Annotated in this window: 10 protein-coding genes; all 10 read right to left on the bottom strand. The window is 54.2% G+C overall.

The window, feature by feature from the left end; translation table 11 throughout:
* Positions 1-117: 117 nt before the first annotated feature.
* Entirely contained in the window at positions 118-2,301 is a 2,184-nt protein-coding gene (locus tag Q4P78_RS06340; RefSeq protein WP_303339520.1) for an ATP-binding cassette domain-containing protein, read from the bottom strand.
* Positions 2,298-3,476, bottom strand: a complete 1,179-nt coding sequence (locus Q4P78_RS06335; protein WP_303339519.1) for a hypothetical protein — start codon at positions 3,474-3,476, stop codon at positions 2,298-2,300. Before Q4P78_RS06335 ends, Q4P78_RS06340 begins: the two co-directional genes overlap by 4 nt.
* Before the next feature lie 176 nt (positions 3,477-3,652).
* Positions 3,653-4,489 (bottom strand): hypothetical protein, encoded by an 837-nt coding sequence (locus Q4P78_RS06330; RefSeq protein ID WP_303339518.1) that lies wholly within the window; start codon positions 4,487-4,489, stop codon positions 3,653-3,655.
* An 82-nt stretch (positions 4,490-4,571) separates the two neighbouring features.
* Positions 4,572-4,931, bottom strand: a complete 360-nt coding sequence (locus Q4P78_RS06325; RefSeq protein WP_303339517.1) for a beta/gamma crystallin-related protein — start codon at positions 4,929-4,931, stop codon at positions 4,572-4,574.
* Between the two features lie 205 nt (positions 4,932-5,136).
* Positions 5,137-5,352 (bottom strand): hypothetical protein, encoded by a 216-nt coding sequence (locus Q4P78_RS06320; protein ID WP_303339516.1) that lies wholly within the window; start codon positions 5,350-5,352, stop codon positions 5,137-5,139.
* Between the two features lie 651 nt (positions 5,353-6,003).
* Positions 6,004-6,372, bottom strand: a complete 369-nt coding sequence (locus tag Q4P78_RS06315) for a hypothetical protein (protein ID WP_303339515.1) — start codon at positions 6,370-6,372, stop codon at positions 6,004-6,006.
* A 490-nt stretch (positions 6,373-6,862) separates the two neighbouring features.
* Positions 6,863-7,693 (bottom strand): hypothetical protein, encoded by an 831-nt coding sequence (locus Q4P78_RS06310; RefSeq protein ID WP_303339514.1) that lies wholly within the window; start codon positions 7,691-7,693, stop codon positions 6,863-6,865.
* Positions 7,694-7,905: 212 nt separating this feature from the next.
* Positions 7,906-9,000: a cytochrome d ubiquinol oxidase subunit II gene (cydB, locus tag Q4P78_RS06305; RefSeq protein WP_303339513.1), complete on the bottom strand. Its 1,095-nt coding sequence runs from the start codon at positions 8,998-9,000 to the stop codon at positions 7,906-7,908.
* 21 nt (positions 9,001-9,021) lie between these two features.
* Positions 9,022-10,596: a cytochrome ubiquinol oxidase subunit I gene (locus tag Q4P78_RS06300; RefSeq protein WP_303339512.1), complete on the bottom strand. Its 1,575-nt coding sequence runs from the start codon at positions 10,594-10,596 to the stop codon at positions 9,022-9,024.
* Positions 10,597-11,207: 611 nt separating this feature from the next.
* Positions 11,208-13,310, bottom strand: coding sequence for a type IIA DNA topoisomerase subunit B (locus Q4P78_RS06295; protein ID WP_303339511.1), 2,103 nt, complete (start codon positions 13,308-13,310; stop codon positions 11,208-11,210).
* Positions 13,311-13,375: the final 65 nt, after the last annotated feature.

Genomic DNA, 13,375 nt, shown 5'->3' with positions numbered 1-13,375 from the left:
GCCCCGCGTGCTACTTCTTAATTGTAGTCAGCGGGGCGATAGAGTGCCTAGTATTAGGGTGTTATTCACTTTTATGACGGGTATTGAGCCTCTTCGCTATCTCTTGATAGTAAGAGCCTATCCGCGCATAGCATCCGCAGGGTTCTTACGAGAGGCCACCCACGCCGGATAAGCGGAGGAAAGCAGGCCCGTTGCCGCCCCAACACCCATACCCAGCAGCGCCGAGGCGGGCGAAAGAATAGCCTGCCAACCCTGAGTTTGAGCCAGCAGCAGGGTTGCACCCATACCCACAGCAGCACCCAGGGAACCGCCGAGCACACCCAAAATTGCGCCCTCCAATAGGAAGATACGAGCAATCAGCCACTTACTGGAACCAATAGCTCGGCGCAGGGCAATCTCCATAGTGCGCGATTGCACCGAAAGGTACATGGCGGTCGCCGCCGATAGGGACGCCAGCACCAGCAGGATTCCCGAAAGCACACCCACGTACAGACCCAAATCGCTGGCAATGGTCGCGCGCAGATTCAGTAGGTCGCTGGGGGCTTCCACGCTAATCTTACCGGGCTCATCGGGTTTGAGAGCCAGGGGTATAGCCTTGGCAACAGCCTTGCCGTAGCCGCGCTCGCTCTCAGCCACAAAGGAGACATTGCTGTGGCCGCTGCGCACCAGCAGCTCCGGATCCACCAGCACACTATTGGTGTACTCATAGGAGTCGCCCGGGTCGTAGAGACCCACCACGGGAATCATTTCACCATTAATCCAGATGCTCGTGTCCATATTCAGCTGCGGCAAACCACCCACCTGCAGACTCTTAGGCTCCGGAGTTTGAGCAGATTGGGCGCTTGGAGGAGTTGGCACGCGATCCGGCACGGAAGACTCGGGAATAATGCTCAGTGCCTTTGCCGCACCCAGTGAGAGAATCGCGCCGCGATAGCGCCGGGTGGTTTCTGCCGCCTGCGGGTCTTTAGAGTCCAGGGTGGAGTTCATGTACTCCAGCTGGCGCAGGGTTTCCGGGTTAATGCGCGCCCCGATTTGGTCCAGGCGCTCACGGGACATATTCACCAAAGAAATCGCGGTTTTAGGCTCTTCTTCATAGGGGCTCAGGCGGGTAATGCGCACATCTGCCGGCGCCACAATGGAGCTATAGGAGGCGTTTTTTACATAGGGCACGCTGGCAATGGTGCGCATAATATCGGTGGCGGATTCACCCTCGCGCTCGGTGGAGAGCATCTGGCTCGGTTCCCCACCTTTATAGCCAATGGTCAGGGTGGATTGTTCGCTACCGAGCAGGCGCTGATTCACCTGATAGTTGGCGGATTCACTCATGCTGCTGGCGCTAACCAAACCGCCCACGCCCAGGGCGAAGGAGAGACCCAGCAGCAGGGTGCGCAGGGGGCGGCTGGTCAGTGCCGAGAGCGCCTCCACGCTATCGTCTTGGAAGAAGGATGCCTTCTCGTGCTTGACCTTGGGCGAAGGAGCAGAGCTCTCGGCGGGGATACCGGGGGCTCCAAGGGCTCGCTGATCCACCTCTGCCAGGGTCCGATTATCCAGAGGTAGGGTAATGGGTTCGGTATCGACCGTGTTCTCAGCAGTGCTCTCTTCGCTGAGCACACCGTCATCAATACGGATTACGCGCTGCGCGGCGGAGGCAACCTCCGGGTCGTGCGTAATGACCAGCACCGTGCAGCCGGAAGCATTAATCCGGCGTAAAATATCCACCACATTGGCGCTATTGACGCTATCCAAGTTACCGGTAGGCTCATCGGCAAGCACCAGGGGCGGGCGGGTTGCCACCGCACGGGCAATAGCGCAGCGCTGCTTCTCACCACCAGAAAGGTACTTAGTGCGCGTGGTGGCACGCTCCTCCAATCCCAGGAAGCGCAGGGTATCCAGGGTACGTTCCATGCGCTCAGCGTGCGGCACGCCCTGCACGCGCAAACCCATGGCGGCATTGACCGTGCTGCTTTCATCCAGCAGCATATTGGAGGATTGGAAAATGAAACCAATGGTGTCGCGGCGCAGTTTATCGCGTGCGCGCTCGCTCAGCTCCCCGGTCTTCTGACCGAAGAGGTAGTAGCCGCCGCTAGTGGGGGTATCCAGCAGACCGAGAGCGTTCAGCAGGGTTGATTTGCCCGAGCCGGAGGGGCCAATAATGGCGACGAATTCCCCGGGGTAGACGGTCAAATCAATATTATTGAGCACCGGGCGCGGATTGCCTTCAAAGGTGCGGGTAATGCCGCGCAACTCAATTGCGGGGGTGCGTTCCGCGCGCGTGCGCGGGTCTTGCGGTGTGCGTGTCATGAGAGCAGCACCTTCGTTCCGGGCGTGATATTGCCGCTAATGGCGGCGTATCCATTGGCGGTGCGCAGCACCTGTACGTCCACGCGTTCACTGTCGGGCTTTGCTCCCGGGTCTTTAGAGTTGGGGCGTGCGGTGGAGGAGCCGTTCTTTTCAATGAGCACATAGCTGGCTCCGGCTTCTTGGCGCAGGGCGGTCATGGGTACGGCGAGCACCTTGGTAGTATCACCCTCACCACTGACAGACACGCTCTGACCGGGTACCAGCTTAGTGCTATCGTCGGCACTAATACGGATAGTTTTTACTGCACCCTTGGAACCGTCATTTTGTAGGGCACCAATGGAGGCAATGCTTCCGGGCACGGTGCCCACACTGCTTTTGAGGGTTACGCGCTGACCCACGCTCAGTTTATTGGCTTGGGAGAGTTCCACGGTGGCTTCAGCGAAAGTTTCACTGGTTTCCACTGTGGCAATGGGGTTGCCCTCATTAACCAGGGCACCCACGGATGCCACGGCGGTAATCTTGTGACTGCCGGCGGGCAGTACCGCGAAATTGGAACGCGCCACGTGGTCAATACCGTCGGCGGGGATATTGGTCAGGTGTTTACGGTACAGGCGGGTGAGAGCGTTCAGGGTGGCGTCATCCACGGTGCCGCTTTCGGGTACGGAGTAGCCGGCATTATTGAGGGATTTTTGGAAGGCGAGCACATCGTCACCATTATCCCCCGCCGCCATATCTCGGTAGAGGGGCAGCGGACCGTTGAGTACGAAGACGGGGTCGGCACCCACGAATCCGAGGAAGTCGCCGGGGGTAAGGATATTACCGGGTGCCTGTGCCTGGTGCACGAGCAGCGCCTCGCCCTGGGTGCGGGTAATAATGGGGGCGGTTTCTCCGGCTTTGGTGGTGCCGGCTACCGCGAGTGCGTCGCTGACGGCGCGTTCTTCTGCCTGCGCCCAGACGGGAATGACAACCTGCGCTTGGGATTTGGGGTCGGGACCGGTGGCGGAGTAGCGAGTGCCCCAGAATACGGCGAGCGCTAGGGAGAGCACGGTAATAATAACCAGAGTGATTAGCACGGAGGGGCGTGCTATGCGCGTGGTGAAGGAGAGCGCGCGGCTCGCTTTCTCCCCTGCTTGCGGGGTTTCCCGAGTGGAGGTTGCCTGCGGAGCGTGTGACATGATGTTCCACCGTCTCTTTCCTAGAGTGGAGGCTGCGGGTGGGTAGTCCCGCAGCGACCGGTGTTTTTTCAAGGCGCTTCCCGTGTCGTCATGGGGTGGGAGCGTCTTGAGCTATAGTTCCATCATATACCGCAGGTCATAGTGAGCGCAGTATATGGGTATCTATACCTTAATAATTATTGGTTATCGAGCACGAACTTCTTGAACTTCTCATTATTGGCTTTGTACTCATCCAGCTCCTTTTGAAGCTGCACCTCATGCTTCTTAATCAGAGGAGCCTGATAGCTTGCCTCCAGATCAGCCAGGGTCTGAGCCATACCGGTATCTTTAGAGCACTGAGCCTCAATGGTTGCTACACGAGTTTCCTCCTCAGTTGTAATACCTTGAGCAATCTTAGGAGAGGTCACAATGTTATATCCTTCAGTAGAAGTCCACGCACTATCTTCCGTGCGAGGTGTTAATCCGCGCTCTCGCAGGCAGGTAAACCACTTTTCACGTGCTGCCTTCCATTCAGGAAGCTGCGTTGCAGCAATATGGGAGTCCTGAGCAATTTTTCGATAGGTCTCACCACGACTTGGAAAATTACCGATTTCTAGGATCTGATTTTTGACGGTTTCTTCATAGCACTGACGTTCATATTTCCCTACAATACGGTTATTATTTTCGAGCGCTTCTGCCTGCTCTACCTTCTCAAAGAAGCCATATTTAACCGTATGTTCAGGATTCCAGACTCCATACTCTTTACCTGTGCCTTGGAGATTTTTACGCTCAACAGCCGAGTAGGACTCCCCCTTTGAAGCGTAGCATCGAGCATAAAGAATTGTTATAGCCCGGTTATAATACACCTCATTATCATAATCTGCATATGAACTAATGGGCATAATAATTTTATTATTCTTGTAATCAAGCGCTGCATGTACTGATTTGTCACGAGGCAAGTCCAACGTAGGCTGAGAAGAACATCCGCTAGCCACCAAAAGAACACCCAACATTGCTAAAAATTTATGCTTCATCTCTATACACCCTATCTACATGTTATCAACAGAAGATACACCGCATACAGATTTTTAGACTGAATACGGTGTACCTATCTAGTTAGATTCTGCGAGCAGAGGAGATTTTATCGTTCCAATCTCCAGCTCCCCACCAGCGCCCTTCGTAGTTTCCCCACAAATTCGAAAAATCACGACCATTTACATCCATAGCATAGCCACCATAGCCAGCATCTTCGTAGACCATCCAATGCTGACCCTGACTCAGGATTGAACTCGTCATGTCATTGTGAGAGATGAACTTAGGCTGCCACCAGTACCCAAAGCTGGGAAGGTCATTATCAGTCTCATAACCGCCACCGGTATAGCCTGCATTCTCATAGAAGCCACCAGCATTACCGACAGTCCCAGAGGCCAAGACCAGAGAGGACGCGAGAATACCAGCTGCTACAATCTTCGGCATCTTCACAGGATTCCCCTTTCTCAAACTCTCACCCTCCAAACAGAGGTGTGAGCACAATACATAGCAGTGAGTCACTTAGGATAGTGCATCCTTCGTGTCTCACAACACTACCATACCCCCCCTTCAGGAGAAGAGTCAAGTACTTTTTCAAGAAAGTTTTAAGTAAAGATTGAATCTTTCAGCCACCGAGCCAGCCAGCACACAGCTATTGGTTGTCGAGCACGAACTTCTTGAATTTTTCATTCTCAGCCTTGTAACGCTCAAACTCAGCTTGCAACTGCACCTCATGCTTCTTAATCAGAGGAGCCTGATAGCTTGCCTCCAGATCAGCCAGGGTCTGAGCCATACCGGTATCCTTGGAGCATTGAGCCTCAATGGTAGCGATACGGATTTCCTCTTCACTAGGGGCATCATTAGACATCTGAAGAGATGATTCTTCTACAACTCCCCAGGACGTATCTCCGCCTATAGGCGTTAGCCCTTTAGCACGTAAACAATCAAACCATTTTTCACGAGCTTTTCCCCATCCAGAATCATGGCTTGCAGCACCGTATGATTGATTTTTTATATCATCATAGACAGGAGTATCAACATACACCTCACCCAATTCCGATATTTTAGGGTCAACATACTCAGTTTTACATTCATCTCGATACTTTTGGTAGTTCAATGAATACTCTTCATTATTACCCTCAACCCCCTGCGATCGGTCATATAGACCGTATCTAGAGGTATACTCTGGATTCCATAGACCATACTCGCGACCCTGACCGAAAAACGACCCGGTAACATGTGGAACTTTTAGATCCATGCCGCTTTTCTGCCGGATACACTGACCATATAGGATGTCAGAGGCTCGACTACCATAGGGCACCAGACTATGAGGATCATAACTATCGAGCGGTTTAATAATCCTATTATGCTCATAATCAAGAATCGCTCTAGCCGAGTTATCTTTCTCGTAGTTTGAATACGGATTCACACCGCAAGAAGACACAAGAAAAACTACAAACAGAAGCCTTAAAGCCGTTTTCCGCATAATCTCCCTCCCGATGGGACACTAGACGATGCGTTAAATCCGCTTAGCCGAGGAAATAGAGTCATTCCAGTCACCACCCCACCACCACGGCAGACCTTCACGATACCCCGCCAGATTCGAGAAATTACGCCCTTTAAGGTCTAGCGCCTGACCCCGAAAATAGGAATCCTGGTACACCATCCAGTTCTGATTCTCTGAATCGATGGAGCTTGTCTGGTCGTTATGGTTATACCAAGGAGCCCACCAGAACTCCCCAAAAGTAGGGATGTTGTCATTGGTTTGGAAACCACCACCCCAGTAACCAGCATGATTATAGGTATGAATAGCCTGCCCCGGGGTGGAGATGCCAGCAGCCAAAGCCACAGCAATTACCGGAATAGCCAACTTCTTGTAAGACTTCATGAGCCTCACCTTTCATTCATGCGCCACCACTCCAAGAAATAGAGGTGCCCGATTTACTGATAGCACGAGGTATCCACAGCAGCATGCGCAACCCAGTATTTACACAAGTCAATCAATGCTTGTCAAGCAAGATAAACCTTATTAAATTGTTATCCCAACCCTATACCCCGCCAAGCGGGCGCGTCAACACATTGCACTTAAATATGATTCCAAAACTTGACATATTTAACAACCTAGGATAAGAGTCAGACATATCGCATCAGCAGGCACAAAAATCCCGGTGCCACCCCGCCAGGAGGAAACGGCACCGGGATGTACAAACCTTGGCTAGACTGCCAGCATCAAGCCCTAACGGGTACGGTTAGGCATCTCAGCCAACTCGTAGGCATCGTGAGCTTCAGGAATGTGATCCACATGCAAACATTTGCGGAACACCCAGAAGGTCCAGGTCTGGTATGTCAGCACGAAGGGCAGACAGCCCAGCACACAACTATTGGTTATCGAGCACAAACTTCTTGAACTTCTCATTATTGGCTTTGTACTCATCCAGCTCCTTTTGAAGCTGCACCTCATGCTTCTTAATCAAAGGAGCCTGATAACTTGCTACAAGGTCAGCCAAGGTCTGAGCCATACCGGTATCTTTAGAGCACTGAGCCTCAATCGTGGCGATACGGATTTCCTCCTCAGAAGGAGGTCCAGATGTGTCCATCCCCGATTCCTCAACAACACTCCAGCTGCCTTCATCGGTTCGAGGGGTCAAACCTTTACTACGCAGACAGGTAAACCACTTCTCGCGCGCCTCTTTCCAATCCTTGTGAGAAGCCGCAGCCCCAATTGCTTGATTATGAATCATCATATAGGTTGATGTATTCGGGTGCGTATTACCAATCTTCTCTATTTCAGGTTTGGTATACCCCTCGTAGCATTCCCGCATATACTTCTCGTACACCTTGGTATATTCCTCTGATGGTTTTTCACCATTGGTTGCACGATCCAGAAGACCATAGCGCGCAGTGTATTCAGGATTCCACAGACCGTATTCACGCCCCTGCCCCATAATCGAGGCGCCTCGTGTAGCTCCATGTACTTCGATACCGGACTTTTCTTTAAAGCAGCGCTCATTCAAAATATCCAGAGCCTTACCCTGATACTGCTCCATAAAGTACGGAGAGTAGGCATCCAGGGGCATAATAATCCGGTTGTTTTCATAATCCAAAATGGCGTGAGCCGAGGTATCACGCTCCATATTGGCATAAGGGTTTGCCATGCAGCCGGTCAGCACCAATGCTGCAATAGCCACACATGAAATATTCTTCTTCACGGTGCTCAGCTCCTACACGATTGCATCCACACCTTAGGCTCCCTAGGTCAGTTCCCCTAAGGTATTAGCCCAATCCTAGCACCGTAGAGCACTGTTACGCAGGAAAATTATCCGAAACATCAAAAATCTTTGGTGAATACAGCGGTGCCCCGGCAAGGTATAACCTTGCCGGGGCACCGCTGCATATTCAGCAATACGAACCTAGCTACGCACTACTTGGTACGGTTAGGCATCTCAGCCAGCTCGTAGGCATCGTGAGCTTCGGGGATGTGATCCACATGCAGACGCTTGCGGAATACCCAGAAGGTCCAGGTCTGGTATGCCAGCACGAAGGGCAGACCGCCCAGACCAACCCAGGTCATCACACCCAGGGTGTACTCGGAACCGGATGCATTCGAAATGGTCAGGCTGTACGCCGGATCAATGGTCGAGGGCAGAACATTCGGGAACAGAGCCATGAAAATAGCCAGAGTACCGAACGCCACGAACAGAGCCATACCGCTAAAAGCACGGCCCTCGCGACCGCCTCGAGCGCTAATCCATGCCCAGACCAGGGCAATAACAGCCAGCACGGTGAAGATCCAGGAGAAGCCATTACCGCCGTGGAAGTCCATGTGCAGAACCCACAGAACCAGGGGCAGAACCAGCACGAATACCCACTTGGTGAAGGCGGTGCGAGCGCGGTCGCGAACCTCACCGTCGGTCTTCAGCGCAATAAACGCCAGACCGTGAGCCAGGGAGAAACCAACCAGACCCAGACCACCCAGCAGCACGAATGCAATATAGGGGAAGGTTGCCCAGACGAAGGGGCCACCCACGCGGTCCTGGTGTGCGTTGATCGGCAGACCGGTAGTGGTCAGAGCCAGCAGGGCACCGACCAGCAGAGCGATAAAGAGGGAGGAAAGAACAATGGCAATATTCCAGTTCTTAATCCAACGCTCGTCATTCTTCTTACCGCGGTACTCAATAGCGACCACACGGAAAATCAGTGCGACCAGAGCCAGGGTCAGAGGAATGTACAGTGCCGAGAAGAGGGAGGCGTACCAGAGCGGGAATGCTGCGAAGATCGCTGCACCGCCGGTCACCAGCCACACTTCGTTACCGTCCCAGAGGGGGCCGATGGTGTTCAGCAGCAGGCGGCGTTCCTTCTCATTGCGGGCGAAGAAACGGCTCATGAGCATACCAACACCCAGATCGAAGGTATCCAGGATCAGGTAGCCGACCCAGAACACGCCGATAATCAGGAACCAGAGGGTGGGAAGTGCCGGCTGGTTTGCGAAAATATCGAAAGAGAAACTCGTCTTCATGATTAATTTCCTTTCCCCGCCTTAGTAGGCGAACTCCAGCACGTCACGCTTGGAACCGGTGTTCTTATCCTCGTCATCATGCGGGGATTCGACCAGTTCCGGCATAGCTGCTGCCACGCCGACCTTGACGTACTTCTTGAGCAGGTAAACCTCGACAACCATCAGGATGCCGTAGATCAGACCCAGGGTGATTAGGGAGAAGAGAATCTCGTAACCGTCAACACCGGAGGAAACTGCCTGAGCGGTAAACATCTTCACCGCGTGGTCACCTTCCCAGTTGGGTACAACCACGAAGGGCTGACGACCCATTTCGGTGAAAATCCAGCCGAAAGCGTTGCCGAAGAAGGGAGCCATAATCAGTGCAATGAAGGTGTTGCTCCACAGCTTGGAGTCCGGTACGGTACCGGTACCCTTCTTACGGGTAAACCAGAGCACGTACAGATGAGCCAGAGCGGCAATACCGCCGAAGCCAATCATGGCGCGGAAACCCCAATAAGAGATGAAAATCGGCGGAACGTAGTTGATCTTCTGACCGGCACGCTCACCCAGGATTTCATCATTGGGCAGGTGGGAACCAAATGCCTCTTCATACTTGGGCTCGAGGGTCTCAATACCCGGAACCTTAGTGTCGAAGTTATCGTGACCCAGGAAGGAAAGCACGCCGGGGATTTCAATAACCGGGTGGATATCCTCACAGCTGGATGCGGTGGGCGACATGTAGGTGAAAACGGAGAATGCAGTGGTGTCTTCGCAGACCGCCTCTGCCGCTGCCATCTTCATGGGCTGCTCGTGAATCATCAGCTGAGCCTGCAGGTGACCGGAAGCACCCACACCGGCAAAGCCAATCAGGCCGACGATTGCGCCAATGCGCAGGCTGCGCCACCATACCCAGTAGTCGGTCTTATCGCGTGCGCCGATGCCGGCGTCGCCAATAACAACCTTGCCGTCCTTGACGGAGTCAATGCCGTCCTTGCGGCGACGGTAGAGCTTGTACCAGGCGATACCCACCAGGAAACCGCCGGCAACCTGAATAGCGCCGAAGATCACGTGGGGGAAGGTCACCCATGCGGTGGGGTTGAAGATCACGGCACCAATATCGGTCATGCGGGGACGGCCGTCGACCATCTCCACGCCGACAGGGTGCTGCATCCAGGAGTTAGCCACCAGAATGAAGAACGCGGAAATCCAGGAGCCCAGCACCGCCATGAACAGGCAGAATGCGTGAACCTTGGGCTTGAGGCGATCCCAGCCGAAGATCCACAGACCCAGGAAGGTGGACTCAACGAAGAAGGCGAACATGCCTTCCATTGCCAGGGGTGCGCCGAAGACGTCACCCACGAAGCGGGAGTATTCGCTCCACGCCATACCGAACTGGAATTCCTGCACCAGACCGGTTGCCACACCCATGGCGAAGTTAATGAGGTACAGCTTGCCCCAGAACTTGGTCATGCGCTTGTATTCGTCCTTCTTGGTCATCAGATAGCGAATGTACAAGAAGGTTACAACCATGCCCAGGCCCAGGGTTAGGGGCACCATAAAGAAGTGGTAGACGGTGGTGATACCAAACTGCCACCGCCCTACTGCTAACGGGTCCATGATGGTCCTTTTCTATTGTGTGTGAATGGGCGCATCTTTATTGATGTCCCAACCGGGCGGATTTACCTCTCGCACCGGGCGCCAGCCGTGCCTTCGTCGCACCATCTGAACGCGTCACACGCGCGGGGTTAAATCCTGTTATTGCTACCGTATCGCGTTTATATTCCGCATTGTTTGTACCGATTTTCACGCGAGAATACGGGGGCTTGACGGATGGCTAAAGGTATATACCACGTTATCCCCCGCCACTGTCAAATAGGGTCATTGTGACATAGTGTCGCTAAATTTCCGCTATCCCGAGAGTATAACCATGCATTCTCCCCCGTTATTCCGCGGTTCTTTCAAAAATTTTGTACTGACAGCACCCAGAATTCCGCGCGAGCACTGGAAGAACTTATGAGGGTGCACACACCAAAAATCTAGAGCCACAGACAGGCTCAAGAACGCCAAAGAGAGCGTTTTTAGTATACACTCACAGATAGTGGTATGAGAATTATCACATAAACTTAGGGTGTGGTACCGTCACAATCCGTCGGATCGAAGGTACCACACCCTAGTGAGTGCTCATATGAAACTATAACTCCGAGTAAACCGTGACTAGGCGACTCCGGCTAAGCGTCAATATTCTCCTGATCGAAGTCATGAGCGCCGGCAATAATGAACTCCTTACGCGGAGCCACCTGCGAACCCATCAGCAGCTCAAAGACACGCTCCGCAGCAGCCGCATCCTCAACACGCACACGGCGCAGCATGCGGTGGCGCGGATCCATGGTGGTCTCAGCCAACTGATCGGCGTCCATCTCACCCAGACCCTTATAACGCTGAATCGGCTCCTTATAGCTCTTGCCATCGGCCTGCAGCTGATCCAGCAGCTCGTGCAGCTCACGCTCAGAGTAGGTATACACCATCTCATTGGCCTTACCGCGGTTAATAACCTCCACGCGGTGCAGGGGCGGAACCGCAGCGTACACGCGACCGTCCTCAATCAGCGGGCGCATATAGCGGTAGAAGAGAGTCAGCAGCAGGGTGCGAATATGGGCACCGTCCACATCGGCATCGGTCATCATAATCACTTTGCCGTAGCGAGCCGCCTCCAAATCAAAGGTACGACCCGAACCGGCACCAATGACCTGAATCAGCGCCGCACACTCGGCATTAGCCAGCATATCGGTCACCGAGGCGCGCTGAGTATTCAGAATCTTACCGCGAATGGGCAGCAGTGCCTGATAGGACGAGGAACGAGCCAGGCGCGCGGTACCCAGCGCCGAGTCACCCTCCACAATAAAGAGTTCAGAATGCGCAACATCGGTAGAGCGGCAATCCACCAATTTGGTGGGCATAGAGGAAGATTCCAGGGCGTTCTTACGGCGCTGGGTTTCCTTATGAACACGCGCCGAAATACGCGTCTTCATCTCGGAAACAACCTTCTCGCACAGGGCAGTTGCCTGCGCCTTTTCCACGCGAGCGGTAGCCTCCAGGCGAGCCTTAAGCTGATCGGCAACCACCTTAGAGACAATCTGACGCACCGCAGGGGTACCCAGAATCTCCTTGGTCTGACCCTCGAACTGGGGTTCTGCCAGGCGCACAGTTAGCACAGCGGTCAGACCGGCAAGCACATCGTCCTTTTCGATCTTGTCATTGCCGACCTTGAACTTGCGGGCATTATCCGCCAGGTGCTTACGCATCGTCTTGAGCAAACCCTGTTCAAAACCGGTAGCGTGCGTGCCGCCCTTGGGAGTGGAAATAATATTCACAAAGGAGCGCAGAGTGGTCTCATAGCCAATACCCCAGCGCAGGGCGACATCCACCTCACACTCGCGCTCAACATCCTGCAGCACCGAGCGGCCGTCTTCGCCCAGCACGGGCACGGTCTCGGTAAAGGAGCCGCGGCCGCTAAAACGCCAAATATCGGTCACGGCGCTATCGTGCGCCAAAAATTCTACGAATTCGCTAATGCCGCCATCGTGCTGGAAAACCTCTTCATAGGTACCAAATTCGCCGGGGGTACCGGGCAGACGACGCTCATCGCGAATAGCAATGCGCAAACCCGGAATGAGGAAGGAAGTCTGGCGAGCGCGCGCCGCCAAATCCTGGTAGCTAAAGCGCGCATCCGGGGTGAAAATCTGCGGATCTGCCCAATAGCGCACGCGGGTGCCGGTCACGCCGCGCTTAGCCTTGCCAACAATCTGCAGCGCCGCATTATCTTCGGACGCGGGGGTGAAAGAATCCTCGGGCTTGGGGGTGCGACCGGAGTCAAAAACACCCGGCACGCCGTGGCGGAAAGACATCTGGTAGGTCTTAGATCCGCGGTCCACCTGAACATCCAGACGGGAGGAGAGAGCATTAACCACGGAGGCGCCCACGCCGTGCAGACCGCCGGATGCGGTGTAAGAGCCGCCGCCGAACTTACCGCCCGCGTGCAGCTTGGTAAAGACCACCTCCACGCCGGATAGACCGGTGCGTGGCTCAATATCGGTGGGAATACCGCGGCCGTCATCCTGGACCTCTACGGAGCCGTCTCGGTAGAGAATAATGTTAATGGACTGGCCGAAACCCGCCAGTGCCTCGTCCACGGAGTTATCAATAATCTCCCAGAGGCAGTGCATCAGGCCTCGCGAGTCGGTGGAGCCAATGTACATGCCGGGGCGCTTGCGGACGGCTTCGAGGCCTTCGAGCACGGAGAGGCTGCGGGCGGTATACGAGGAAGTTGCCACGAAAAAGTCCTTTGCGTTGGTTTGGTCAGTGCTAAGTAGTGGGCAGATATCGGGGAGCCTGCCCG

Origin of the sequence: Rothia sp. (in: high G+C Gram-positive bacteria) (assembly GCF_030540545.1) — a bacterium.
In the GTDB taxonomy this organism is placed as follows: Bacteria; Actinomycetota; Actinomycetes; order Actinomycetales; family Micrococcaceae; genus Rothia.
This window is presented reverse-complemented; position numbering and strand designations above follow the sequence as displayed.